Genomic DNA, 25,094 nt, shown 5'->3' with positions numbered 1-25,094 from the left:
TCTATTTTGTCGGACCCGTGGGGTACGGTGCCGGGCATGTCGAACACGAGTTCGAAGACGCACCGCCAGTGGCCCGCGCCCCTGGCGTCCGACGAGCTGCGTCTGCTGCTGGATTTCCTGCAGTTCCTGCGCGCGACGGCGGTGAACAAACTGGCGGGGCTGACGGTCGCGCAGGCGGTGGCGACACCGTTGCCGGCTTCGCCGCGGATGAGCGCGCTGGGGGTGGTGAAGCACCTCACGGCGGTGGAGCGCTGGTGGCTGTCGATCGAGGCGGGCGGGGCGGACCTGCCGTCGCTGTGGGCGGGCAGCCCGGACCCGAGCTGGGACATCGGGCCGCACGACACCCCGGCCTCGGTGGCGGCGGCGTACAAGGCGGAGTGGGCCCGGGTGGACAAGGCCCTGCGCGGGCTGAGCCCCGACGACCGCACCCGGCGGCGGTCGGAGTTCACCGTCCGGTGGGTGGTCACCCACGTGGTCCAGGAGACGGCACGGCACGTCGGGCACCTGGACGTGCTGCGCGAGCTGGCCGACGGGGAGGTGGGCGAGTGACGGGCGAGTGACGGGCGGCGGTGGCGGTGGGTGGGCGAGGGGGAGGGGAGAGGTTCCGGCAGTCGGGTTTCGGCATCGGCCCGAGGCGGTGGCTGGCAGCCACGAGTTGGGCGGCTTTGCGGTGCGGTGGCAGGCGGCTGCGGTGTCGTGAATGACTCATTCCTTACCTCCGACGCCAGGAATGGGTCATTCATGGCATGACCCGCGCCCTCCGACGGCCCAACCCGGCAGCCAGGGCCCGCCGCGGCGACCTCAGAGAGCCGTGCCCGGGAAAAGTCCAGCGGAAACCGGATGACAAGCGCCGTTACCCTGGATCCGTGGCCGTCGTTGCGGAAGCCCGCCGATTTACCGGCCCCCTGGCCGTTTCCAGCCAGCGGGGTTCCGGTGCCATGTCCACAGTCGACACTGCCTGAACCTCACCGGGCGCCCGGGCCAGGGGGAACCACCCCGACCATCCCGACCCCGGAGGTTCCACCATGCCCGCCACCCTCACCCCCGCCCAGCTCGCCCGCGACCTCGCCGTCCGTGATCTCACCGATCCCGCCGCCGGGCCGCACGCCGTCCAGTTCGTCGTCGACCAAGCCGTCGAAGCCCTCGCCGGCCTGTGGTCCTGTGCGGTCCGGCGGCACCCCGGCGAGCGCGTCGTCACCGTCGCCGACAACTACGACCACCTCGGCTACGACCCCGCCGACGTCACGCGCGACGCCCGCTACACCCGGTACGTCGACGCCGGGCACGTCCTGCGCAGCCACTCCACCGCGATGATCCCCGCGGCCCTGCGCGCGCTCGCCGCGAACCCCGCCGACGACGTGCTGCTCGTCTGTCCCGGCCTCGTCTACCGCCGCGACAGCATCGACCGGCTGCACAGCGGCACTCCGCACCAGCTCGACCTCTGGCGGATCGTCCGCGGGACCGTCACCCGGGCCGACCTCGAGGACATGGTCGCCGCCCTCGTGCCGGAGGGGGAACGGCGGCTCGAACCGCGCCGCCATCCGTACACTGTGGACGGTGCGCAGCTCGACGTCCGGCACGACGGGCGCTGGGTCGAGGTCGCCGAGTGCGGGCTCGCCTCCCCGGCCGTCCTCGCGCGGGCCGGACTCGGGAACGGCTGGTCCGGCCTGGCGCTCGGCATGGGCCTCGATCGGATGGTCATGCTGCGCAAGGGCATCCCGGACATCCGGCTACTGCGCTCCACCGAGCCGGCCGTCGCGGCGCAGCTGACGGACCTCGCGCCCTACCGGCCGGTCTCCGCCCTGCCGCCGGTCCGGCGCGACCTCTCGATCGCCGTCGACGCCGACGACCGGGCCGAGGACCTCGGCGACCGGGTCCGGGAGGCCCTGGGCGAAGACGTCGTCGAGTCGGTCGAGATCCTGCAGGAGACGCCGTACGCCCGGCTGCCGGCGCAGGCCCGGGCCCGGCTCGGCGCGACGCCGGACCAGAAGAACCTGCTCGTCCGCCTGGTCCTCCGGCCCCTGGACCGGACGCTGTCCGATCACGAGGCGAACGTCCTGCGGGACCGGGCCTACGCCGCCCTGCACCGGGGGAACGTCCACCACTGGGCCGGACTCACCGGACCACGCGGTACCGCAGGTGCGTGACCGAGCCCGTGGCCCGCGCGTCGATCTGCTCGAGGTTCAGCGGCGGGACGCCGTCGAACAGCCGGACGCCGCCGCCGAGCGTGTACGGCGCCACGTGCAGCCGCACCTCGTCGATCAAGCCGGCGGCGAGGTACTGGTTGACGGTGCTCGGGCCGCCGTGGACGGAGATCCCGCCGTCGCCCGCCGCCTCGCGGGCGCGGGCCATCGCGGCCTCGATGCCGTCGGTGACGAAGTGGAACGTGGTGCCGCCCGCCATCGGCTGCGGCTCGCGCGGGTGGTGGGTGAGCACGAAGACCGGCCCGTGGTACGGCGGGTTGTCGCCCCACCAGCCCGTCCACGGCCGGTCCCACTCGCCGCGCACCGGGCCGAACATGTTGCGCCCCATGATGAACGCCTTGGCCGTCATCATCCGGTCGAACTCGGCGGGGTGTTCGTCGCGGCCTTCGCCGTACCAGGCGTGCAGCTTGTCTCCCCAGCCGTCACCACCGTCGTCGCCGAACGGGCGCTGCTCGGTCTGGTGGTGCCCGGCTGCGTACCCGTCGAGGGTGATCGTGAGGTCGCAGGTCACCGTGCCGGTCATGGTCGTCTCCTCCTCGTCGGCTGTTGCGACATCCAGAATGGACCGGGCCGGACATGACGTCCAATGCCAATCAAGCCGACGAAGCATTGATATTCTTGATGAATGCTGAACCTGGTCCAGCTCAAGGTCCTGGCGGCGGTCGCGCGGCACGGGTCGGTGACCGAGGCGGCGCGGGAACTCCACTACTCGCAGCCGTCGGTGAGCCACCACCTGGCCCGCCTGGAAGCGGCCACCGGCGCCCGGCTCGTGCAGCGGGCCGGCCGCGGGATCCGCCTGACGCCGGAAGGCCGGCTGCTGGCCGATCGCGCCGCCGAAATCGCCGGTCGCGTGGACGCGGCGGCCGAAGAGCTGGCCGCGCAGGTCGGCCTGCGGGCCGGGCGCGTCCGGCTGGCCGCCAACGCGTCCGCGCTGAGCACCCTCGTGCCGAAAGCGGCGGCGTCGCTGGCCCAGGTGCACCCGGGACTCGAGCTGAGCCTGGTCGACCGGCACCCCGTCGAAGCGCTGGACATGCTGCGCCGCGGCGAACTCGACGTCGCGCTCGTGTTCCAGCACGCCGGCGCCCCGCTCGAGGGCGACGGCTTCCGGTTCCGCCACCTCGCCGACGACCCGATCCACCTGATCAGCCGGCAGCCGGGCGACAACCTGGCCGACCACCGCGGCTCGGCCTGGATCGGCGGCTGCCCCCGGTGCCGCGAGGAGCTCACCACCCTCTGCGCGGGGGCGGGTTTCAGCCCGCGCCTCGGCTCGTTCAGCGACGACATGGTCGTCGTGCAGTCCCTGGTCGCGGCCGGCCTGGGGGTCGCGACCCTGCCCGGGCTCGCGCTCGAAGCGCATCGCCACCCCGGCATCCACGCGACCGAACTCCCCGGCGCCCACCGCCGCATCCAGGCGGCCACTTACGGCGACCCGCCGGACCCGCCCGCGGTGGCCGCCGTCCTGGCCGCCCTCACCCGGGCCGCCGCGCCGGGGCCGAGCGGACCGTAGGGTGTCCGGCATGACTGATCGGCTCTACTTCCGGCAGCTGCTCGCCGGGCGTGACTTCGCCGTCGGGGATCCCGTCGCGACGCAGATGGTGAACTTCGCCTACCTGATCGGCGACCGCGAGACCGGCGACGCCGTCATCGTCGACCCGGCCTACGCCGTGCGGGATCTGCTCGACGTCCTCGCGCAGGACGGGATGCGGCTCACCGGCGTGCTCGCCACGCACCACCACCCCGACCACGTCGGCGGCGAGATGCTCGGCTTCTCCCTGCCCGGCATCGCCGAGCTCCTCGCCGTCGAACAGGTGCCGATCCACGTCAACGGCGCCGAGACCGAATGGGTCAAGCGGGTCACCGGCGTCTCCGGCACCGACCTGCGCGCCCACGACCACGACGACGTCCTCGAGGTCGGGGCCATCCCGATCCGGCTGCTGCACACGCCCGGGCACACGCCGGGCAGCCAGTGCTTCCTCGTGGAGGACAAGCTCGTCTCCGGCGACACGCTCTTCCTGGAAGGCTGTGGCCGCACCGACTTCCCGGGCGGGGACGCCGAAGAGATCTACCGCAGCCTGCAGGCGCTCGCGGGCCTGCCCGGCGACCCGGTCGTCTACCCCGGCCACCAGTACTCGGCCGAGCCGTCGGCCGCGCTGTCCGAAGTCAAGCGCTCCAATTTCGTCTACCGGCCGCGGTCGCTCGACGAATGGAAGGTCATGTTCGGCGGCTGAGCCAAGTGCGTCCACGGGGTGAAACACGGGGCGTTCACGGAGTGGGCGCGGATTGACTTCGCTTCCCACTCCCCGGAAGGTCGGGACCACGCCATCCCGAACGTCCCCGTCCCCGGGAGAAATCCGTGTCGATTTCCACCACGGGCGTGCTCACCCGCGCCCGGAAACGCGCCGACGAGCCGCCGCGCAAAGCCGTGCGGCGGCCCGATCTGCGGCGCTGGATCAGCCCGGTCGTGCTGCTCGCCGCCTGGCAGATCGCCAGCGCCGCCGGCGTGCTGCCGCCCGACAAGCTCAGTGCGCCGTGGACGGTCGTGCAGGCCGGCCTCGAAGCCGCGCGCAGCGGCGAACTCGGTGACGCCTTCGCCGTCTCACTCGGCCGGGTCGGCGCCGGTTTCGCGCTCGGCGCCGCCGCCGGCGTCCTGCTCGGCATCGTCTCCGGGCTGTCGCGCTGGGGCGAAGCCCTCGTCGACCCGCCGGTGCAGATGCTGCGCACGCTGCCGTTCCTCGGCCTGATCCCGCTGTTCATCCTGTGGTTCGGCATCGGTGAAGAGACGAAGATCGTGCTGGTCGCCCTCGGCGTGGCCTTCCCGCTCTACCTCAACGTCCACTCGGGAATCCGCGGCGCCGACCCGGCGCTGGTCGAAGCCTCGCGGGCGCTCGGGTTCAGCCGCGCGGAACGGCTCTGGCACGTCGTCCTGCCCGGCGCGCTGCCGCAGGCGCTCGTCGGGCTGCGGCAGTCGCTCGGCCTCGCCTGGCTCGCGCTGATCGTCGGCGAGACGGTCAACGCCGACGCCGGTGTCGGCTACCTCATCAACAACGCCCGCGAATTCCTGCGCACCGACGTCGTGGTCGTCGGCCTGGTCCTGTACGCCCTGCTCGGCCTGGTCACCGACGCGCTGGTCCGGCTGCTCGAACGGAAGGTGCTGCGGTGGCGAACCCGGTAGCCGAGGTCCGCGGCCTGACCAAGCGGTTCGGCGACCGGACCGTCCTCGACGGACTCGAGCTGACCGTCGGACGCGGCGAATTCGTCGCCCTGCTCGGCCGCAGCGGGTCCGGCAAGTCGACGCTGCTGCGGGTCCTCGCGGGCCTCGACGACGACGTCGACGGCCGCGCCGAAGTCACCGGCACCGTCTCGGTCGCGTTCCAGCAGCCGAGACTGCTGCCCTGGCGGAAGGTCTGGCGCAACGTCGTCCTCGGCCTGCGCCAGGACGGCGTCGCGAAGTCCCGCAACCGCGCGCTGGCCGAGAAAGCCCTGACCGAAGTGCACCTGGCCGAGCACGCCGACGACTGGCCGCTCACGCTGTCCGGCGGCGAGGCCCAGCGCGTGTCGCTGGCCCGCGCGCTGGTCCGCGAACCCGACCTGCTGCTGCTCGACGAGCCGTTCGGTGCCCTGGACGCGCTGACACGGATTTCCATGCACGGCCTGGTGCAGGACCTCTGGCGGCGGCACCGGCCGGGCGTGCTGCTGGTGACCCACGACGTCGACGAAGCCCTGCGGCTCGCCGACCGCGTCCTGGTGCTCGACGGCGGCCGGATCGTGGCCGCGCACCGGCCGCGCGAAGCCGACGACCACGACAACCTCCGCCGCCGCGTGCTGGCCGACCTGGGAGTGACAGAAGATGCTGTGGCGTAAGGGAACCATCGCGGTCGCGGCGGTCCTCGCCGTGTCCGCGTGCGGGACGGCGAGCGGCGACGGCCCGGCTGCCGTGCCGGCCGCGGTGGGCGCGGCCGACCTGGCGAAGGTGACGCTCAAGGTGGGCGACCAGAAGGGCGGCGTCAAGTCGTTGCTCACCGCGGCGAACCTTCTGCAAGGGACGCCGTACCGGATCGAATGGGCGACGTTCACGTCGGGGCCGCCGCTGCTCGAGGCCGCCTCGGCGGGCGCGATCGACGCGGGGCGCGTCGGCAACACGCCGCCGATCTTCGCGGCCGCCGCGAAGGCGAAGATCAAGGTGATCAGCGTGTCGCGCAGCAACGTCGAGCGGGAGGCCGTCCTCGTCCCGCCGGACTCGCCGCTGCAGAACGTCGCTTCCCTCAAGGGAAAGACGATCGGCGTCGCCAAGGGCACCTCGGCGCACGGGCAGCTGCTGAACACACTGCACAACAACGGACTGTCCACGAAGGACGTCAAGCTGAGCTTCCTGCAGCCGTCGGAGGCCTACGCGGCGTTCACGCAGCACACCATCGACGCCTGGGCGATCTGGGACCCCTACACCGCACAGGCGCAGATCGAGGCGCACGCGCGGGTGCTGGCCGACGGCCGGGGTGCGTCGAACGGCCTCGGCTTCCTGACCGCGAGTACCGCCGCGCTCGGCGATCCGGGCAAGAACTCGGCGCTGCGCGACTTCGCGGTGCGCGTGGTCAAGGCGCAGATGTGGGCCGACACGCACCGCGGGGAGTGGGCGCAGGCGTGGGCCAAGGAAACCGGGCTGAAGCTCGAAGTCGCGCAAAAGGCCGTCGAGGCGGGCCGTGACCTGCCGATCGTCCTGGACGACGCCGTGGTGGCGTCCGAACAGCAGCTCGCGGACGCCTTCACCGACGAGAAGACTCTGCCGGGCAAGGTGGACTTCGCCGCCTTCGTCGACCGGCGGTTCGGTCCCGACTTGGACCAGGCGAGGAGCAACGGATGAGCATCAGGCTGCACTGGTTCCTGCCCACCAGCGGCGACGGCCGCACGATCGTGGAACGCTTCCACGCCAACCGGTCCGCGGGCCCGGCCGCCCAGCGCGACCCGGACCTCGGCTACCTCGCCCAGGTCGCCCGCGCGGCCGAGCGCCAAGGTTTCGAAGGAGTCCTGACGCCGACCGGCACGTGGTGCGAGGACGCGTGGCTCACCACGGCCGCCCTGATCCGGGAGACGACCAAGCTGAAGTTCCTGGTCGCGTTCCGCCCGGGCGTCATCTCGCCGACGCTGGCCGCGCAGATGGCCGGGACCTTCCAACGGCTGTCCGGCGGCCGCGTGCTGCTCAACATCGTCACCGGCGGCGACGCGGTGGAACAGCGCCGCTTCGGCGACTGGCACGACCACGACGCCCGGTACGCCCGCACCGACGAGTTCCTGACCATCGTGCGCGGGGTCTGGTCCGGCGAGCCGTTCAGCTTCGCAGGCGAGCACCTGCGGGTCGAAGGCGCGACGACCCTCGCCGCGCCGGACCCCGTACCGCCGATCTACTTCGGCGGCTCGTCACCGGCCGCGCTGCCGGTCGCGGCCCGGCACGCCGACGTCTACCTGACCTGGGGCGAGCCGCCCGCGCAGGTCGCGGAGAAGATCGGCAAGGTCCGCGAGCTGGCCGGCGACCGGCCGATCCGGTTCGGCGTCCGGCTGCACACGATCTCGCGCGACACCTCGGCCGAGGCGTGGGCGGAGGCGCAGAAGCTGCTCGACGCGCTGAGCCCCGAGCAGGTCGCCAAAGCCCAGGCACAGCTGGCCGCGAGCGAGTCGGTGGGGCAGCAGCGGATGGTCGCGCTGCACGGCGGCCGGACCGACGGCGGTGTCCGCGGGCTGGAGATCCACCCGAACCTGTGGGCGGGCGTCGGCCTGGTCCGCGGCGGCGCGGGCACCGCGCTGGTCGGCAGCCACGAAGAGGTCGCGGACCTGATCGAGGAGTACCACGGCGTCGGCGTGAGCGAGTTCGTGCTGTCGGGCTACCCGCACCTGGAGGAGGCGTACTGGTTCGGCGACGGCGTGCGGCCGGAGCTGGCCCGGCGCGGCCTGCTGGCCGGCGTCCCGGCGCGGCCCCGGCCGGCGCCGGGCGCTACACCTGTGATTCGGCGAGCAGCCGCAGCGCCAGTTCCTTGAGCTGCGGGCTCGCCGTCGCCGCGTCGCCCGCGTCGAACGGCGGCTGCGGGTCGTACTCCACGGCCAGCTGGACCGCCCGGGCGACCTCGTCGCCGGCGAGCTCGCTCGCCAGGAACAGCGCCAGGTCGATGCCCGCGGAGACGCCCGCCGCGGTGATCACCTTGCCCACCCGGACGTACCGCTCGGGCACGTACTCGACGCCGAAGGTGGCCTCCAGGTAGGGCGCCGCGGCCCAGTAGGTCGTGGCCCGCTCGCGCAGCAGGCCCGCCGAGCCGAGGACCAAGGCGCCGGTGCACACCGACGTCGTCCAGGTCGTGTGGCGGTCGATGCGGCGGATCCAGTCGAGCAGCACCGGGTTGTTCATCGCGGCGACCGTGCCGCGGTTGCCCGCGCCGGGCACCAGCAGCACGTCGAGCCGGTCCACTTCGGACACCGCGCGGTCGGCGAACACGGCTGTGCGGCCGGTGTCGGTGCGCACCGGGCCGCGGTGCTCGCCGATCATGGTGACCGTCGCGCCCGGGAGCCGGGACAGCAGTTCCGCCGGACCGGTCGGGTCGAGCAGGCTGAAGCCGTCGTAGAGCAGGATGCCGATCCGCGGGCCGGGACGGCCGGTCGCGGCGGCCGCGGTGCCGGTGGCGGCCGGGAGCGCCAGCGCGGCGGCCGCGGCCAGCCCGCCCAGCACCGTCCGGCGGGTCGTCTGTGTGGTGGTCATGCCCCCGGAGTCTGGACGGCCGCCGCGCCCGGCGGCCGGGGCATGTCCGTCATCCTGCGAAGCGTGTCCCCGGTGACGCCGAAGTGGTCGAGGAACGCCTGCCGCAGGGTCTCGGCCGAGCCGAACCCGCACCGGCGGGCGACGGCGGCCATCGGCAGTTCGCTGCCGCGCACGAGGTACGCGGCGGCTTCGGTGCGCACCGCACGGACCGCGCGGGCCGGGGTGGTGCCGACGTGGGTGGCGAACAGCCGGGTCAGGTGCCGCGCCGTCACCCCCGCCCTGGCCGCCAGCGCCGGCGGGCTCAGGTCCTCGGCCAGGTGGCCGGCGATGTACCCGAGCAGGTCCCGCACGACCCCGTTCCCCGGCGCGGGGGCGGCGAGGAACATGCTGATCTGCGCCTGGTCCGCGGGGCGGTGCAGGTAGGTCACGAGCTCGCGGGCGACTTCCCGGGCCAGCGTCGGGCCGTGGTCGGCTTCGACGAGCGCGAGGGTCAGGTCGAGCGCGCTGGTGACCCCGGCCGAGGTGTAGACGTTGCCGTCGCGCAGGTACAGCGGGGCCGGGTCGACCGTCACGGCGGGGAAGGCGGCCGCGAGCAGTTCGCCGTAGCCCCAGTGCGTGGTGACCCGCCGCCCGTCGAGCAGCCCGGCCGCGGCGAGCACGAACGTGCCCGTGCACACCGAAGCGATCCGGCGGCTGCGCCCGGCCAGCCGGCGGATCTGGGCCAGCAGCGGCTCGTCGAGGACGGCCGCGCGCGTCCCGGCCCCGCCGACGACCATCAGCGTGTCCAGCGGCCCGGTGATCGCGGCGAGGCGCCGGGCCCCGGCGAGCACGATCCCCGCCGAGCTGCGCGCGCCCTGCCCGGTCACGGTGGCCAGCTCGACGCGGTACCGCGGCGTGGCGCCGTGCGAGTTCGCCAGCTCGAGCGCGCCGCTCGGGCAGGCGACGTCGAGGATCTGAACCTGGTCGTAGGCGGCGATGACGACCCGCCGTTCCGGCCCCATGCCCCGGAATCTACCGGGTCCGGGGCAGGAGCCCGGGCGGCGCGAACAGCGGGTAGGTGACGAGGACGCCGCCCGCGGTGCGGACGACCGACGCGGGGCGGAAGAGCTCGCGCTGGCCGGTGTAGAAGGCGGTGGTGCCGTCTTCGCCGCCGGTGAGCAGCACCCGGCGGCGCGGCTGCCCGGCGGCGTCCTCGCCGGGGATTTCGGGGAAGGAGGCGACGTCGACGGGCTGGACGGCGGCGAGCGCGGCGAGGGTCGCGATGAGCCGCGGATCGGCACAGCCGTCCCGGAGCACACCGGCGGCTTCGGGGGACAGGGTGATCCGGGCCGAGGCCGCCAGTGCTTGGCCGGCGTGGGCCCGGGCGGGGGTTTCCGGCGGCGCGGCGGGATCGGGCGGGGGCAGGCCGAGGCGCCAGACGGTGACCCGCGTGTCACCCGAGCCGAAGACGGCGGTGGGTCCGGCGCCGGTGAAGGCGCTGTCCAGGGCGGGGTACTGGTTCCGGAGGGGGATCTCGTCGCTGCCGAAGACGGCCCACTCGGCGGGCGGGCAGGCGACGGAACAGCTGGCGGGCGGAGCGAGCAGGCCGGTCGGCCAGCCGGTCTCGGCGAGTTCGGCCCAGGCGGCGTCGTCGACGAGGAGACGGGAGCCGGAAGCGTTGCCGTGCAGCCAATCCCGGGCGGCGGAAAGGGGGCTGCCGCGGTCGACGGTGGGGCGGAGGGCGGGGTAGCCGGCGCTCCAGCTGAGGGTGAACGCGGTGAGAACGGCGGCGGCGCCGAGGAGGGGCACGGTCCGGACGCGGCGGGTTGCGCGGCTGGGGAAAGGCGCGGGGGCGGGCGAGGTTGCGGCTCGGCCGGGCCGGGGTGTGTCGCTGCGGAGCGTGGGGGGCGGGCGGTGGGCGGTGCAGGCGGGATCGGCCGGTGAAGCCTCGGTCTCTTGATGACGCTGTGCGGGGAAGGGCCGCGGAGTGGCGGTGTGGATGGCGTCGGCCGATGGAGTCTCGGTTTCCTGTTGACCCTGCGCAGGGAAGGGCTGCGGAACGGCGAAGCGGCTGGGCGGCCGGCCTGCGCTGCCGTGGCGGGGCAGGCGCCGCCGCCGGAACACCGCCTGGGCTGCTCCGGCCAGCAGCAGCGGGGTCACCGGCACCAGCAGCGCCAGCACCGCCGTGGCCGGCACGCCCGGCACCAGCAGCGCCGCCGCGAGCAGCAAGCCCGTCAGCGCGATGGGCCGCATCGCCTGCACGCCGAGTGCGGCGGCCAAGGCGACCGCCGACAGTGCCACCCACACCGGATCCAGCGCCGCCCAGTCGGCGACCGACGGGCGGGTGGCCGCGGCCAGGTGCGGGCGGAGCACCGCGGCCGCCGGGCCGAACGCGATGCCCAGCCCCAGGTTCAGCACCACCGCCACCAGCGCCGCCCGGACCGGTGCCCGGCGCGCCAGCAGCCAGCCCGCCGCGGGCAGGAAGAACAGCGCCAGCGGCGAGGTGAGCACCGCCGCCAGCAGGCACACCGCCGCCGCGATGTCGTGGCGGATGCGGGGGCGCCGGCGGGTGATCAGGACCAGCGCCCCCAGCGCCCACGCGGCCGCCAGGTGCTCCACGACGACCAGCCGCTGCAGCCCGAGCGCCAGCGGTGAGGCCGCGAGAAGCAGCACTGCCGCGGCCGAAGCCCAGCGGTTCAGGCCCAGGCGGCGCGCCAGGAACCACGACAGCACCACGCCGGCGAGCGCGGCGACGAGCACGGTCTCGCGGACCGCGGCCAGCGCCGTGGCCGAGCGGCCGAACGCGTCCGAGACCATCGTCGCCGCCGCCAGCTGGAGCCAGCCGAAGGGGCTCACCCCGGCCCCGCCCGCGTCGGCAAACGAAGTCAGGTTGCCCAGCGCGTAGACGTGGGCGACGGTCGCCGCCTCCGCGGGCAGGGCCGGCCCGGGCGCGGCGAGGAAGAGCACCCGCAGCCCGCCGGCCAGCGCCAGCAGCGCGAGCACGATGTCGAGCGACAGCAACCGGTGCGCGGCGGAAACCGGGCGGTGCTGGACCATTGCACGGACTGTAGCGGGTCCTCACCGCCCCGCCGAGTGCAGGGATCCCTTGTCCGGCAAGATTATCTCCGGTCGCCGGAGAGTGTCCGGGTCAGCGCGAGCGCCACCGTCCGGACGGCCGGGGCGACCCGTTCGGTCCGCATCCGGTTGGCCCAGCCGGAGATCGACACCGCCGCCACCGCGACGCCGCCGGCGTCGAGCAGCGGGCTGGCCGCGCACACCACGCCGACCCCGGATTCCTCGCGCTCCAACGCGATCCCGTCCTCCCGGACGCGGGTGAGCTGACGGCGGAGCAGCCCGGGTGCGGTGATCGTCCGCGCGCTCATCCGCGGCAGGCCGGCGTCGATCACCTGGTTCACCACGGATTCCGGCGAGAACGCCAGGATCGCCTTGCCGACGCCGGTGGCGTGCGCCGGGAACCGGCCGCCGATGCGGGAGGGGAGCGTCGGTGCGTCCGGCCCGCGCAGCACGTCGAGGTACACCACTTCGGTGCCTTCGAGGATCGCCAGGTGGACCGTGTTGCGGGTGGCTTCGCGCAGGTCGGCCAGGTACGGCCGGGCCGCCTCGACCAGCCCGCGCCGCGGCGAGGCGAGCTGGCCGATCTCGAACAGGCGCAGGCCGAGCCGCACCGCGCCGGACTCGCGTTCGAGCAGGCCGGTCTCCGTCAGGTGCCCGACGAGCCGGTGCACGGTCGTCTTCGCCAGCCCGGTCCGGCGGGCCAGCTCGGAGACGCCGAGGACCTCGTCACCCGGCCGGAAGGCCTCCAGGAGCGCGGCCAGCCGGGCCGCGACGAGGCCGTCGCCGCTCACGCCGTCGTTCCGCCCAGCGGTACGCATGGGTTGAGTGTGCCCGATCGGCAGGGCGAGTGTCAGCAGCGGAGGTGAGGTCAGTGGCTGTCGGCGCCGAGGACGAGTTTCACGCAGTGCGCGACGAGCCGCTCGCGCGAGACCTTCAGCGACCCGTCGAGGTAGGCGATGAACACGTTGCTCAGCGCGCCGACCAGGCCGACGGCGACCATCCGGCGTTCGGTCTCGTCGCCGTGGGACAGCTGCTCGCCGACGAGCGCGGCGAACACCGGCAGCAGGTGCAGGCCGCGGCGGGTCAGCGCGGGGTCGGTCAGCGGGGCCAGCAGCAGGACCCGGCCCTTGCGGGGGTCGTCGACGATCAGCTCGACGAACGCGCGCACGGCGTGCTCGGCCCGCGACACCGGGGTGGGCGCGTCCCGCACCGCGTCGACGAGGGCCTGCCGCGCCTCTTCGCCGACGTGCTCGTACACGGCCGCGACGAGCTCTTCGCGGTCGGCGAAGCTCTCGTAGAAGTAGCGCTCGGTCAGCTTCGCGTGCCGGCACACCGCGCGGACGCTCGTCCCGGCCGAGCCTTCGGTGCCCAGCAGTTCCAGGCCGGCGGCCACGAGCTGCCCGCGCCGGAGCGCCTTCCGGTCGTCCAGCGTCGTGCCCGCCCACGTGCGGCCCGGCATGGCGGCTCCTCGGTTGACTACAACTGTTGTCAGATCCTAGCCTGACAACAGCCGTAGTCAGTTCCGGACTCGACGAGGAGCCGCCGATGACGCCCCAGCCGCTGGGTCCCGACTCGCTGACGTGGAAGTACTTCGGCGACTGGCGCGGCCTGCTCATCGGCCTCTGGGCCGGATCCATGCAGAACATGCACCCGGGCCTCGGCGCGGGCGTCGAGCAGCACTCGCGGTTCTTCGAAGAACGCTGGCAGCGGCTGTTCCGCTCGCTCTACCCGATCGGCGGCGTGGTCTACGACGGCCCGCGCGCCCACGCGACCGCCCTCGAAGTCCGCGGCTACCACGACCGCATCAAGGGCGTCGACGCCCGGGGCCGCCGCTACCACGCGCTCGACCCCGGCACCTTCTACTGGGCGCACGCGACCTTCTTCGTCAGCACCATCCTCATCGCCGACCACTTCATGGGCGGCATCGGCGAAGCCGGGAAGCGGCAGCTGTTCGACGAGCACGTCCGGTGGTGGCGGATGTACGACATGAGCATGCGGCCGGTGCCGGAGAGCTGGGAGGACTTCCAGCGCTACTGGAAGCACATGTGCACCGACGTCCTCGAGGACAACACGGCCACCCGGGACGTCCTGGACATCCGCGGGCTCGGCAAGCCGCCGTTCCTGCCGTGGCTGCCGGACGCGCTGTGGCGGCCGGCCCAGCGGGTGATCGCGCGCCACTTCGTCTGGCTGACGATCGGGTTGTACGACCGCGAGGTCCGCGACCTGCTCGGCTTCCGCTGGACCGAGCGCGACGCACGCCGGCACCGGCGGTTCGGGAAGCTCGTCAACGCCGTCTTCAAGCTCGTCCCGCACGACCGCCGCTACCACCCGCGCGCCCGCGCCGGCTGGCGCCGCGAGCGCGGGGAGGTGGCTCCGGACGCGCCCTTGGTCGAGACTCCACCCAGGAACCTGCCGCCGCTGTCCGAGCGGGGCAAGCCCGAGCACTACGCGCCGAACGTCTAGGAGGCATTCGTGAAGCTGGGATTCCACGTCGGGTACTGGCAGAGCGGCCCGACCCCGGGTGCGCTGGAAGCCGTCCTCAAGGCCGAGGAGCTCGGCTTCGACTCGGTGTGGACGGCGGAGGCGTACGGCTCGGACGCGTTCACGCCGCTGGCCTGGTACGGCGCTTCGACCAGCCGGATCCGGCTCGGCACGAACATCGTCCAGATGGCCGCCCGGACCCCGACGGCGACGGCGATGAGCGCGCTGACCCTCGACCACCTCTCCGGCGGCCGGATGGTGCTCGGGCTCGGCGCGTCGGGCCCGCAGGTCGTCGAGGGCTGGTACGGCCAGCCGTACCCGAAGCCCCTGGCCCGGACGCGCGAGTACGTCGACATCGTCCGGCAGGTGATCGCCCGCGAGGCGCCGGTGACCCTCGACGGCGAGCACTTCCAGCTGCCGTACCGGGGCGGTACCGGGCTCGGCAAGCCGCTGAAGCCGACGGTGCACCCGCTGCGCAAGGACATCCCCATCCACCTGGCCGCCGAAGGCCCCAAGAACGTGGCCCTCGCCGCGGAGATCGCCGACGGCTGGCTGCCGCTGTTCTTCTCGCCCAAGAGCAACGACTTCTACAAGGCCGCCCTCGAAGAGGGTTTCTCGCGGCCGGGCGCGCGGCACACCTTCGACACGTTCGAGGTCCCGTGCTCCCTGCCGGTGATCGTGCACGACGACGTCGAGGAGGCGGCGAGCTGGATCAAGCCGTCGCTGGCGTTGTACATCGGCGGGATGGGCGCGAAAAGCGTCAACTTCCACCACGACGTGTACGCGCGGCTCGGCTACGGCGACGTCGCCGACCGGGTCCAGGAGCTCTTCCTCGCCGGCCGCAAGGAGGAGGCGGCCGCGGCGATCCCGACGTCGCTGGTGGAGGACACCTCGCTGATCGGGCCGGCGGAGAAGATCCGCGACGAGCTGAAGGCCTGGGAGGACACCGTGGTCACGCAGCTGCTCCTGCGCGGGGACGCCGCGACGCTGGAGAAGATCGCCCGCGCCCTGGGCTGACCGGCGGGTCGCTCCGTGCTCCAGGTCACGACGATGGCACGATTCCCCTCGACCCCTACCGGGTGTCCGCCGAGATCGAATACTCATGCGGGCACCCGGTACGCCTTCGAGGAGGACCATGGCGACGCTGTCCGGCCGGACGAGGTTCCGCTATTCGCTCGGCTCGTTCGTCACCGGGTCCTTCGGCACCGTCCCCGGCCTGGTGCTGGTGAAGTACCTGACCGACACGATGGCCGTGCCCGCGGGCTGGGCGGCGGCGATCGTGTTCGTGCCCAAGGCCTGGGACGTGCTGTTCAACCCGATCGCGGGCCGGCTGTCCGACGCCGACCTGATCAAGACCGGCAGCCGCCGCCGGTTCCTGCTGATCGGCGGCATCGGCGTGGCGATCCTGTTCGCGGCGATGTTCGCCCACCCGGGGTTCGGCGGCCCGCTGCCGGACGCGCTGTACGTGGCGATCACGTTCGCCGCCTGCGCCACGGCGTACGCGCTGTTCCAGGTGCCGTTCAACGCGCTGCCCGCCGAGCTGACCGAGTCGGCGACCGAGCGCACGAAGCTCACCAGCGTCCGCATCGGTGTGCTCGCCGTGACGATCCTGGTCTGCGGCGGCGGCGCCCCGGCGATCACCTCCGGGTTCGAGGGGGTCGCCGGCTACCGGATCATGGCCGTGGTGATCGGGCTGATCGTGCTGGCCGCGACGCTGCTGGTCTACTTCGGGCTCAAGGACGCGCCGGTCGGCTCGCTGCGGCCGAACACGGTGAACCTGAAGGAACTCGTCCGCACGCTGGCCGGCTGGCGGCCGTTCCGCTGGCTGCTCGGCACGTACTTCATCCAGGCACTGGGCATCGGCACGGTGCTCGCCGCGATCCCGTTCTTCGCCCAGCGCATCCTCGGCGACGACGCCTACGGCACCGTCCTGTTCGTCATCTTCGTCGGCCCGGCGCTGATCACCATGCCGCTGTGGCCGCGGCTGGGCGACCGGGTCGGCAAGCTCAACGGCTTCCGCCTGGCGACGGCGGCGTTCGCGATCGGGCTGCTGGGTCTCGTGTTCGCCCAGTCGATCCCGCTGGTCGTCTCGTTCGTCTTCGTGGCGCTGTGCGGTGTCGGCTACGCCGGGATTTCGGTGTTCCCGCTGGCGATCCTGCCCGACCTGATCACCGCCGAGGAGGAGCGCACCGGCGAGACCCGCGCCGGGATCGCGGCGGGGGTGTGGACCGCGGGGGAGACCTTGGGGCTGGCCTTCGGCGGCGGGCTCTGGGCGCTGATCCTCGCGTTCGGCGGGTACGTCTCGAGCACCGACGCGACGGCCTTCCAGCCGCACAGCGCGATCGTGGCGATCCTGGTCGGGTCGTCGATCATCCCCGGCGTGCTGATCGCGCTGGCCCTGCCGCTGCTGCGGCGCAAGGTGCTGGAGCCGCGCCATGAACCCGCCTGAGGACGTCCTGGCGGCGCTGCGGGAGCTGCGGGCGGGCGACCTGCCGACGCACGGCGGCCGGACCCTGGCCTACGTCTACGACAGCGGCCTGTCCGAAGTGGACTCCCTGGGGGCGGCGGCGCACGCGCTGGCGTCGTCGGCCAACGGCCTCGACCCGACGGCGTTCCCGAGCCTGCTGCGCATGGAGAACGACCTCGTCTCCGCGGCCTCCGCGCTGCTCGGTTCGGTGCCCGGCGTGGTCGGCTCGGTGACGTCCGGCGGCACGGAATCGTGTCTGCTGGCGGTGCTCGCCGCGCGGGACGCGAACCCCTCGATCGCTTCGCCGTCCCTGGTGCTCCCGACGACCGCGCACGCGGCGTTCCACAAGGCGGCGCACCTGTTCGGGCTGCGGCGGATCGACGTCCCGGTCGACCCGGTGACCTTCCGCGCCGACCCCGAGGCGATGGCCGCGGCGATCGACGACTCGACGGTCCTGGTCGTGGCGAGCGCGCCGTCGTACGCCCACGGCGTGCTCGACCCGATCGCTTCGATCGCGGCTTCGGCTCTCGAGCGCGGCGTCCGGATGCACGTCGACGCCTGCATCGGCGGCTGGGTGCTGCCGTACTTCGCGAAGCTCGGCGCGGACGTCCCGCCGTTCGACTTCCGCGTCCCCGGCGTCACGAGCATCTCGGTGGACCTGCACAAGTACGCGTACTGCCCGAAGGGGACGTCGGTGCTGCTGCACGCCTCGGCGGAGCTGCGGCGCACGCACCACTTCGCGAGCGCGGCCTGGCCGGGCTACACGATGCTGAACACGACGATCCAGAGCACCCGCTCGGGCGGGCCCCTCGCGGCGGCGTGGGCGGTGGTGAACCACCTGGGTTCCGAGGGCTACCTGAAGCTGGCGTCCGCCGCGCGCGAGGCTGTGTCCCGCATCCGTTCCGGCATCGAGGAGCTGCCCGGCCTGCGGGTGCTGGGCGATCCGGTGTCGACGTTGATCGCGTTCACCGGCGACGACGGTTTCGACCTGTTCACGGTGGCGGACGAGATGAAGACGCGCGGCTGGTACGTCCAGCCGCAGTTCGCTTTTGAGTCGTCCCCGGTCAACCTCCACCTGACGGTGACGGCGGCCAACCACGGCGGCGAGAAGGAGTTCCTGGCCGACCTCGCGGCTTCGGTCGACGCGGCCCGCGCTTCCGGCCCGGTGGTCGTCGACCCGGCCGTGGCGGAGTTCGTCGCGGCCCTCGACCCGGCGACGCTCACCTCGGAGCAGTTCGCGGGCCTGCTCGCCGCGGCGGGTCTCGGTGGTGGCGCGGGCCTCCCGGAGCGGATGGCCCCGATCAACGCGCTCCTCGCCACGGCACCGGCACCGTTGCGGGAGCGGCTCCTGCTCGAATTCCTCGGCGCGCTCTACACCCCCTCGTGAGTGAGAAACAGTGTTAGAACACTGTTTCTCACTCACGAGGGCTTACTGGTTGCGGGAGGCCAGGCCGGCGGGCGCGGACTTGACGGCCGCGTGGATCGCGTCGGCCAGCGCCAGGGCGTCCTCTTCGGTCAGTTCGAGGGCGACGCGCGCGGAAGCGCCCAGGGCCGGGTTCCGGAAGTCGATGTTCACCGTGTGCGCGTAGGGCGCGTGCACCGGGTGGTCGACGTACACGGTCCCCTCGTTCAGGCGGAACCAGCCGCGGGCACCCTTGCCGCTGCCTTCGAGCGCGAACTTCTCCGTCAGGTAAGTGCACATGCGCGGGTTCCTCTCAGGCGGTGAGCGTGCGGGCGTAGAAGTCGAGGATGCGTTCCCAGCCGTCCTTCGCGGCTTCGGGACGGTAGCTCGGGCGGTCGACGGCGAAGAACGCGTGACCGGCGTCGGCGTAGGTGTGGAACTCGTGCTCCTTGCCGTGCTTCTCCAGCTCCGCCGCCAGCACCGCGACCTCGTCCGGGCTCGGGAACTGGTCGTCGGCGCCGAAGATGCCCAGCAGCGGGCAGGACAGCTGTGGCGCCAGGCCGAGCAGCGGCTTCATCTGCCTCATGGCTTCCGGCGGGTCGTTGACGACGAACGCGCCGTAGCAGTCCACCGCCGCGTCGAGCTCCAGCGAACACGCCGCCAGGAACGCGTGGCGGCCGCCGGAACAGTGCCCGATGACGCCGACGCGGCCGTTCGCGTTCTCCAGCGCACGCAGGTAGTCCGCCGCGCCCGAGACGTCGCCGACCAGCCGGTCGTCCGGGACGCCGCCGGCCGCGCGGACCGTCGCGGCCGCGTCGTCCGGGTCCGCGCCGGGCGCCTCCCGCGTGTACAGGTTCGGGCAGAGCGCGTTGTAGCCCTCGACGGCGAAGCGGCGCACCATCTCCTTCGTTGCCGCGTCGTAGCCGGGCAGGTGGTGGATCACGACGACACCGCCGCGCGGGGTCTCGTCGGTGGGTTTGGCCAGGTACGCCTCGAGCTCGTCCCCGCCGTGGCCGGAGATGGTGACCGTCCCGGCGACGATCTCGTCCTTCATCGGTTCTCCTTCGCTTCTTCGGGAGTGTGGAGGTAGCGCTTGCCGCGCGAAGCGGACGCGATCGCGGCGACGACGGCCATCGCCGCGGCCGTGGTGAACACGACCACCAGGCCGTGGTGGAACGGGCCGGATACCAGGCGCGGGAAGAAGTCCCCGCCGGTCAGCGTGGCGCGGTCGGCCGGGGCCAGCCCGGACAGGACGTCCGGGCCGAGCAGGTGCCCGACCGGGTTGCTGCCGAGGAACGCGGCGAACAGCGTGCTGACCGGCGGCAGCTGCGCGACCCCGTCCGCGACCGGCGCCGGGACGCCGTGGGCCTGCAGGCCGCTCGTGAGCGTCTGCGGCAGTGACGAGGCCAGCCCGGCGACCATCAGCGAGAAGAACACGCCGATCGACAGCGACGTCCCGGAGTTCTGGAACGTCGCCCGCATGCCGGAGGCCACGCCGCGCTGCTCGGTCGGGACACTGCTCATGATCGCCGAGGTGTTGGGCGCGGCGAACATGCCCTGGCCGATGCCGCTCAGCACGAGCAGGGCCGCGAACGCGGGGTACGGGAAGTCGACCGGCAGGGCCAGCAGGCCGAGGAACGCCGCGGCGACCAGGAGCAGGCCGCCGGTGGCCAGCGGCCGGGCGCCAAAGCGATCGGACAGGTACCCGGACACCGGCCCGGCGATCAGGAACCCGACGGTCAGCGGCAGCAGGTGGATGCCCGCCCACAGCGGCGTCTGCTCGTAGTCGTAGCCGTGCAGGGGCAGCCAGATCCCCTGCAGCCAGATGATGAGCATGAACTGCATGCCACCACGCGCGATCGAAGTCAGCAACGCGGCGACGTTGCCGGCGGCGAACGCGCGGATCTTGAACAGGCTCAGCCGGAACATCGGCGCGGCGACGCGGGTCTCGATGACCCCGAACAGCAGGAGCAGCAGCACGCCGGCGCCGATCCCGCCGAGCACCCACGGGTTGCCCCAGCCGGTGGCCGCGCCGCCGTGGGGCTGGATGCCGTAGGTGATCGCGGCCAGCACCAGGGCGGTCCCGGCCGCGAAGGTGACGTTGCCGCCCCAGTCGACCTTCGCGCGCTGCGGGGTCCCCACCTCGCGGAGGCTGCGGATCGACCAGATCGTGCCGAGCAGGCCGAACGGGACGCTCACCCAGAACACCGCGCGCCAGTCGATCTCGGCCAGCAGCCCGCCGACGACCAGGCCGAGGAACTGCCCGGCCAGCGCGGTGATCTGGTTGACGCCCAGCGCCATGCCGCGCTGCTCGGCGGGGAAGGCGTCGGTGAGGATGGCCGCCGAGTTCGCCGTCAGCATCGACCCGCCGACGGCCTGCACGACCCGCCAGCCGATCAGCCAGAGCGCCCCGGCCCCGGCGTGGAACGGGTCGAACGACAGGGCCACCGACGCTGCGCTGAACACGACGAAGCCGACGTTGTACATCTTGACCCGGCCGAACATGTCGCCGAGCCGCCCCAGCGTCACCACCAGCACGGCCTGCACCAGCAGGTAGCCGAGGATCATCCACAGCAGGTAGCCGATGTTGCCCGGGGCGAGCGGGTCGAGCCCGATGCCGCGGAAGATCGCCGGCAGCGAGATGATGACGATCGAGCCGTCCAGCGCGGACATCAGCACGCCGAGCGTGGTGTTGGACAGCGCGACCCACTTGTAGCTCACAGCTCGTCCGCCAGCCGCTCGATCAGCGGGATGGCCGCGGTCAGCTCGCGCTGCTCGGCCGCGGTGAACTTCTCCGCCAGCGCGGCCGCCATCTGCCGGGTGGTCTCGGAGCGCCGGTCGGTGAGCAGTTCGACGCCCGCTTCGGTGACCGACATCAGCACCTTGCGGCCGTCGGAGTCGTCCTTGCGCCGCTCGACGAGTCCGCGTTCGACCAGTCCGGCCAGGGTGACGCCCATGGCCTGCGGTTTGACCCGTTCGAGGTCGGCGAGACAACCGGGGGTGGCCGGGCCTTCGCGGTCGAGCCGGGACAGGACCGAGCGTTCGGGCAGGGTGAGTTCGCCGGCGACGTAGCCCTGGCGCAGCCGCCGGACCAGCCGGCCGAGCGCGACGCGCAGGTCGGCGCTCGCTTGGAGGAGCTCCTCGTCCGTCACGATCGTCAACCTAGACTGATAAACCTGGGTTGATCAACTCGGACGGACCGGGCGCTTTCGGGTGACCCGGGAGCTTTCCCCGGCCGGTCGTGAGTGGTAAGGCGGGTTCCAACCCGCCGTACCACTCACGACGAGCTGCGGGAGGGCGATCAGCCGAGCGGGATCTCGACGGTGGCCTGGCCGCCGGGCGACTCGACGGCGAGGGTGAGCACCCGGGCCTCCGCCGGCGGCCCGGGTTCGAACGTGCGCCGCTCCACGAGCAGGCCGTGGGAGCCCGACCCGCCTCCGCCGCCGGTGCCGCGGTACTGGGTTCCGGCGTCGTCCCACCCGCGCCAGACGGTGCGAAGGTGAACGAGCTCTCGCATCCGGCGGGGATCGACGCCGCTGCGGGCCGTGCTCAGGACGACGAAGGTCGACCACACCTCCAGGCTCACCAGGTCCGCCGTCAGCTCACCGGCTTCGAGGGTGCGGCCGGCGAGGGAAACCACGTGCCGCAGCACGGGCGTGGGCGGCTCTTCGATCGCCTGCCGCCACTCCGGCCGCTCGGCGCCCACCCGCCTGGCCACCGGCGCGAAGCCGGCGGAGGCCGACCCCTCCGCGTGCGCGACCTTGAGCCAGCCGGACCGTTTCAGGGTCTCGTCCAGGTCGGCGAGGATCCGGTCGGCGTCCTCCTGCGCCAGCGCCCCCGCGGCCACCAGGCCGATCGCCACCCCGCGGATCTCCCGCCGGTCGAAGCTCAGCTGCCGCCCGTGGGACGGCTGCCCGCGGCCCGCGCCCAGGTGATCGGAAATCAGTTTCTCCAGGTACCCCCGCCCGTCCATGCCGCCATTCTTCCGGCGCGGTCAATGGATTTCGACCGGTTCCCATTCCGGGAACGGGTCCGGTCCGCTCGCCTCCCCGAGGCAGTCCCGCAGGGCCGCCAGCAGTGCGTCCCCGGCGAGGTCGACGCCGATGAACACCAGCTCCTGACGCGGTCCGGCCGCCACGCCCTGGGGTTCGAACCGGGCCACCGCGCCCGCCTGGGACCACAGCCCGGTCACCCCGGGCCGCGACGCCAGCGCGAAGAAACCCTTGGACCGCAGCACGGTCCCGAATTCGCCGGAGCCCAGCCGCCGGGTGACGAAATCCCACAGTGCCGCGGGGTCGAACGCCCGGACCGCGCGGAACACCACGCTGGAGATGCCGTACTCCTCGGTTTCCGGGACGTGGTCGCCGTTCAGCTCGGCCACCCAGCCCGGGGCCTCCTGCGCCCGGGCGGCGTCGTACCGGCCGGTCCCGAACACCCGCTCCAGCGGCACCTTCCCGAAACTTCCCGTGACGACGTCGGCGGCCGGGTTGAGCCGCCGCAGCGTCGCCACCAGCCGGTCCACCTCGGCCGGAGGAGTCAGGTCGGTTTTGTTCAGGAGCAGGACGTCGGCGAACTCGACCTGGTCGATCAGCAGGTCGCTGACCGTCCGCTCGTCGCCGGAGTACTGGTCGAGCCGGCGCTCCACCAGGGAGTCGCCGGCCGCCAGCTCCCGGGCGAAGTGCGCGGCGTCCACCACCGTCACCATCGTGTCGAGGTGGGCGACGGCGTCGAGGAACGTGAACGTCGCCGCCACCGGCATCGGCTCGGAGATGCCGCTCGACTCGATGAGCACGTGGTCGAAGCGGCCGTCCGCGCACAGCGCCGCGACCTCCTCGAGGAGGTCTTCCCGCAGGGTGCAGCAGATGCACCCGTTGGTCAGTTCCACCAGGCGTTCCTGCGACCGGACGAGCGCGGCGTCGATGTTGACCTCGCTCATGTCGTTGACGATCACCGCCACCCGCACCCCCGCCCGGTGGGCGAGGATGTGGTTGAGCAGCGTCGTCTTGCCCGCGCCGAGGAAACCGGACAGCACGGTGACCGGAACGCTCACGGCGCGTGGAAGTGCTTCATCAGCCGCCGGGGGACCAGCCGGACCTCGCCGTCGACCTTGATCGGCACCAGGTCCGGCGCGGCGGCCTTCCACTGCGCCCGCCGCGAGCGCGTGTTGCTGCGGGAGGTCTTGCGCTTGGGGACGGCCATCAGCGGGTCCCTCGCTTCCCGTAGCGGCGGTGGAACTTCTCGACCTGGCCGGCGCTGTCCATGATCCGCTGGGTGCCGGTCCAGAACGGGTGCGACCACGAGCTGATGTCGACCATGACGAGCGGGTAGGTGTTCCCGTCGGACCACTCGATCGTCTTGTCGGAGGTGATCGTGGAACGGGTCAGGAAACTGTCGCCGGTCGACGAGTCCTTGAACACCACGGGGTGGTAGTCGGGGTGGATTCCGGTCTTCATCGTTCTTCCTTTCGGTTCGCCGCGGAGTGCCGCGCCGGGTCGGATTCGGCGTCCTCGCACGGTTCTTCGTGCCAGTCGCCGAACGGGTCGGGGTAGCGCGCCCACGCTTCGGGCCCGGCCGCGAGCTCTTCGTCGGTCAGTAGAGCGCCGCGCAGGGCCGCGTCGATCTCGTCGGGCGTTGTCTGGTCCGTCACGACGACGAGCTCCTGCGCGCGGTCGCCGTGCACCGGGTGCCACCGCAGGGACGCGAGCGTCCGGCGCTCGGGGGAGACGTCCGTCCACTCCGGACCGCCGGGCGCGGCGAGCCACGGCCCGGCGTGGCCCAGGCCCAGCCCGCCGCCCGCCGACTCGATCCAGAACGCGACGTCGGGCTGGCTGGCCACCCAGGCGCGCCCGCGGGTCCGGACGACGCCGTCGAGCAGCACGTCCAGCGCGTCGTGCAGGCGTCCGGGGTGGAACGGCCGCTGCGCGGTGAAGGTGACCAGCCCGATGCCGCAGTCGACGTGCACCGGTGGTTGGCCGCGCAGCAGGGCGCCGTGCATGTCGGTGACCTCGCCGCGGCGGGCATCGGTGGGGACGGCGTCGAGGACGCTGTGCCCGTCGACGCGCGAAAGCTCGACCCGGGGCACCGACGGCGCGACCCGGTCGAGGACCGCGGCCCCCTTCGCGGCGGTCCACGCGTCGGGGGCCGCGCCGGCCAGCACCAGGACGTCGGCGAACTCCACCTGGGACAGCGCGACCTGGGCGACGGTCCGCTCGTCCTCGGGGCTGCCCTGCAGGTTCCGGTCCGCCAGTTCGTCGTCGCCGGTCGCGTCGGCGAGCCAGGTCGCGCAGTCGACGACGGTGAGGACGGCCCGCAGGTCGACGTCGTCGCCCACCGGGTGGTCGCCGACCAGGACGTTCCGGATCGCCCAGCTCACCGGCTCCGGCTCCATGGCCTCGTCGAGCCGGACGACGATCCGGGACACCTCCGGGCGCCGCGCCAGCCGCCGCAGCAGCGGGAGCAGGTCCTCGCGCAGGGTGCAGGACACGCAGCCGTGGGCCAGCTCCAGGACGGTGAGGTCGTCGCGCTCGCCGAGCTTCAGCCGGCGGCGGACGACGCCGGAGTGGATCTCGCGCAGGTCGTGGTGGACGACGGCGGTGCCGGGCTCGGCCACGCGCAGCAGCTCGGCCAGCGCGGCGTTCGGTCCGGCGGCCAAGCCGCTCACGAGGACGAGCGGGACGCGGGAGTGGTGGGTCACAAGGGCTCCAGGAATGCGGGCGAGGTGCGGTGCGCAACAGTACATGGAAATGA

The 25,094-nt window shown here is 73.0% G+C and carries 27 protein-coding genes; 12 read left to right on the top strand and 15 right to left on the bottom strand.

Annotated features, from left to right (window positions below):
* The first annotated feature begins 36 nt into the window (after positions 1-36).
* On the top strand, positions 37-549 hold the full coding sequence (locus IE317_RS02215; protein WP_191306317.1) for a DinB family protein: 513 nt from the start codon (positions 37-39) through the stop codon (positions 547-549).
* Between the two features lie 476 nt (positions 550-1,025).
* Complete coding sequence (srmL, locus tag IE317_RS02210; RefSeq protein WP_191306316.1) at positions 1,026-2,147, top strand: PheS-related mystery ligase SrmL; 1,122 nt, start codon at positions 1,026-1,028, stop codon at positions 2,145-2,147.
* On the opposite strand, the gene IE317_RS02205 is transcribed toward srmL, so the two are convergent.
* Positions 2,116-2,727, bottom strand: coding sequence for a dihydrofolate reductase family protein (locus IE317_RS02205; protein ID WP_191306315.1), 612 nt, complete (start codon positions 2,725-2,727; stop codon positions 2,116-2,118). The genes srmL and IE317_RS02205 overlap by 32 nt on opposite strands.
* A 102-nt stretch (positions 2,728-2,829) precedes the next feature.
* On the opposite strand from IE317_RS02205, the gene IE317_RS02200 reads away from it, so the two are divergent.
* The 6 genes from IE317_RS02200 to IE317_RS02175 all read left to right on the top strand — a co-directional run bounded on the left by IE317_RS02200 (position 2,830) and on the right by IE317_RS02175 (position 8,231).
* Positions 2,830-3,711, top strand: a complete 882-nt coding sequence (locus IE317_RS02200; protein ID WP_191306314.1) for a LysR family transcriptional regulator — start codon at positions 2,830-2,832, stop codon at positions 3,709-3,711.
* 10 nt (positions 3,712-3,721) lie between these two features.
* The gene (locus IE317_RS02195; RefSeq protein ID WP_191306313.1) at positions 3,722-4,432 is read left to right on the top strand and encodes an MBL fold metallo-hydrolase; all 711 of its coding nucleotides are present in this window, start codon (positions 3,722-3,724) and stop codon (positions 4,430-4,432) included.
* A 125-nt stretch (positions 4,433-4,557) separates the two neighbouring features.
* A complete protein-coding gene (locus tag IE317_RS02190) occupies positions 4,558-5,376 on the top strand; it encodes an ABC transporter permease (protein WP_191306312.1) in 819 nt (272 codons plus the stop codon).
* Positions 5,361-6,065: an ABC transporter ATP-binding protein gene (locus IE317_RS02185; RefSeq protein ID WP_191306311.1), complete on the top strand. Its 705-nt coding sequence runs from the start codon at positions 5,361-5,363 to the stop codon at positions 6,063-6,065. Before IE317_RS02190 ends, IE317_RS02185 begins: the two co-directional genes overlap by 16 nt.
* Positions 6,052-7,062, top strand: a complete 1,011-nt coding sequence (locus IE317_RS02180) for an ABC transporter substrate-binding protein (RefSeq protein ID WP_191306310.1) — start codon at positions 6,052-6,054, stop codon at positions 7,060-7,062. Before IE317_RS02185 ends, IE317_RS02180 begins: the two co-directional genes overlap by 14 nt.
* A complete protein-coding gene (locus IE317_RS02175) occupies positions 7,059-8,231 on the top strand; it encodes an LLM class flavin-dependent oxidoreductase (protein WP_191306309.1) in 1,173 nt (390 codons plus the stop codon). The genes IE317_RS02180 and IE317_RS02175 overlap by 4 nt, the downstream gene beginning before the upstream one ends.
* Here IE317_RS02175 and IE317_RS02170 read toward each other — a convergent pair.
* The 5 genes from IE317_RS02170 to IE317_RS02150 form a co-directional block, all read right to left on the bottom strand.
* The gene (locus IE317_RS02170) at positions 8,188-8,943 is read right to left on the bottom strand and encodes a DJ-1/PfpI family protein (protein WP_191306308.1); all 756 of its coding nucleotides are present in this window, start codon (positions 8,941-8,943) and stop codon (positions 8,188-8,190) included. The two genes, IE317_RS02175 and IE317_RS02170, sit on opposite strands and share 44 nt — an antisense overlap.
* The gene (locus tag IE317_RS02165; RefSeq protein WP_191306307.1) at positions 8,940-9,944 is read right to left on the bottom strand and encodes a GlxA family transcriptional regulator; all 1,005 of its coding nucleotides are present in this window, start codon (positions 9,942-9,944) and stop codon (positions 8,940-8,942) included. The genes IE317_RS02170 and IE317_RS02165 overlap by 4 nt, the downstream gene beginning before the upstream one ends.
* 10 nt (positions 9,945-9,954) lie before the next feature.
* A complete protein-coding gene (locus IE317_RS02160) occupies positions 9,955-11,979 on the bottom strand; it encodes a glycosyl transferase (protein WP_229902407.1) in 2,025 nt (674 codons plus the stop codon).
* 62 nt (positions 11,980-12,041) lie between these two features.
* Entirely contained in the window at positions 12,042-12,815 is a 774-nt protein-coding gene (locus tag IE317_RS02155; RefSeq protein WP_191306306.1) for an IclR family transcriptional regulator, read from the bottom strand.
* Between the two features lie 50 nt (positions 12,816-12,865).
* On the bottom strand, positions 12,866-13,456 hold the full coding sequence (locus IE317_RS02150) for a TetR/AcrR family transcriptional regulator (protein WP_086849543.1): 591 nt from the start codon (positions 13,454-13,456) through the stop codon (positions 12,866-12,868).
* Positions 13,457-13,542: 86 nt separating this feature from the next.
* Here IE317_RS02150 and IE317_RS02145 point away from each other — a divergent pair, with 86 nt between their 5' ends.
* The 4 genes from IE317_RS02145 to IE317_RS02130 all read left to right on the top strand — a co-directional run bounded on the left by IE317_RS02145 (position 13,543) and on the right by IE317_RS02130 (position 18,332).
* The gene (locus tag IE317_RS02145) at positions 13,543-14,460 is read left to right on the top strand and encodes an oxygenase MpaB family protein (protein WP_191306305.1); all 918 of its coding nucleotides are present in this window, start codon (positions 13,543-13,545) and stop codon (positions 14,458-14,460) included.
* Positions 14,461-14,469: 9 nt separating this feature from the next.
* Positions 14,470-15,495: an LLM class F420-dependent oxidoreductase gene (locus IE317_RS02140; protein ID WP_191306304.1), complete on the top strand. Its 1,026-nt coding sequence runs from the start codon at positions 14,470-14,472 to the stop codon at positions 15,493-15,495.
* Between the two features lie 118 nt (positions 15,496-15,613).
* Entirely contained in the window at positions 15,614-16,927 is a 1,314-nt protein-coding gene (locus tag IE317_RS02135) for an MFS transporter (protein WP_191306303.1), read from the top strand.
* Positions 16,914-18,332, top strand: a complete 1,419-nt coding sequence (locus tag IE317_RS02130) for a pyridoxal phosphate-dependent decarboxylase family protein (protein ID WP_191306302.1) — start codon at positions 16,914-16,916, stop codon at positions 18,330-18,332. The genes IE317_RS02135 and IE317_RS02130 overlap by 14 nt, the downstream gene beginning before the upstream one ends.
* Before the next feature lie 42 nt (positions 18,333-18,374).
* Here the strand turns inward: IE317_RS02130 and IE317_RS02125 are convergent, their stop codons facing one another.
* The 9 genes from IE317_RS02125 to mrf all read right to left on the bottom strand — a co-directional run bounded on the left by IE317_RS02125 (position 18,375) and on the right by mrf (position 25,041).
* Positions 18,375-18,647 carry a DUF6295 family protein gene (locus IE317_RS02125; protein WP_191306301.1) on the bottom strand — a complete coding sequence of 91 codons (273 nt, stop codon included), beginning with the start codon at positions 18,645-18,647 and terminating at the stop codon, positions 18,375-18,377.
* Between the two features lie 13 nt (positions 18,648-18,660).
* On the bottom strand, positions 18,661-19,401 hold the full coding sequence (locus IE317_RS02120) for a dienelactone hydrolase family protein (RefSeq protein WP_191306300.1): 741 nt from the start codon (positions 19,399-19,401) through the stop codon (positions 18,661-18,663).
* Complete coding sequence (locus IE317_RS02115) at positions 19,398-21,068, bottom strand: MFS transporter (protein ID WP_191306299.1); 1,671 nt, start codon at positions 21,066-21,068, stop codon at positions 19,398-19,400. Before IE317_RS02115 ends, IE317_RS02120 begins: the two co-directional genes overlap by 4 nt.
* On the bottom strand, positions 21,065-21,499 hold the full coding sequence (locus IE317_RS02110) for a MarR family winged helix-turn-helix transcriptional regulator (protein ID WP_229902406.1): 435 nt from the start codon (positions 21,497-21,499) through the stop codon (positions 21,065-21,067). Before IE317_RS02110 ends, IE317_RS02115 begins: the two co-directional genes overlap by 4 nt.
* A 149-nt stretch (positions 21,500-21,648) precedes the next feature.
* Entirely contained in the window at positions 21,649-22,320 is a 672-nt protein-coding gene (locus IE317_RS02105; protein ID WP_191306297.1) for a hypothetical protein, read from the bottom strand.
* A 21-nt stretch (positions 22,321-22,341) separates the two neighbouring features.
* Positions 22,342-23,397: a GTP-binding protein gene (locus IE317_RS02100; protein WP_191306296.1), complete on the bottom strand. Its 1,056-nt coding sequence runs from the start codon at positions 23,395-23,397 to the stop codon at positions 22,342-22,344.
* Entirely contained in the window at positions 23,394-23,546 is a 153-nt protein-coding gene (gene rpmF / locus IE317_RS02095) for a 50S ribosomal protein L32 (RefSeq protein ID WP_191306295.1), read from the bottom strand. The genes IE317_RS02100 and rpmF overlap by 4 nt, the downstream gene beginning before the upstream one ends.
* A complete protein-coding gene (locus tag IE317_RS02090) occupies positions 23,546-23,800 on the bottom strand; it encodes a type B 50S ribosomal protein L31 (RefSeq protein WP_191306294.1) in 255 nt (84 codons plus the stop codon). The genes rpmF and IE317_RS02090 overlap by 1 nt, the downstream gene beginning before the upstream one ends.
* Positions 23,797-25,041, bottom strand: a complete 1,245-nt coding sequence (mrf, locus tag IE317_RS02085) for a ribosome hibernation factor-recruiting GTPase MRF (RefSeq protein WP_191306293.1) — start codon at positions 25,039-25,041, stop codon at positions 23,797-23,799. Before mrf ends, IE317_RS02090 begins: the two co-directional genes overlap by 4 nt.
* Positions 25,042-25,094: the final 53 nt, after the last annotated feature.

The organism is Amycolatopsis bullii, assembly GCF_014654205.1.
Classification (GTDB): Bacteria; Actinomycetota; Actinomycetes; order Mycobacteriales; family Pseudonocardiaceae; genus Amycolatopsis; species Amycolatopsis plumensis.
The sequence above is the reverse complement of the archived record's forward strand: the minus strand, read 5'-3'. Positions and strand labels throughout refer to the sequence as shown.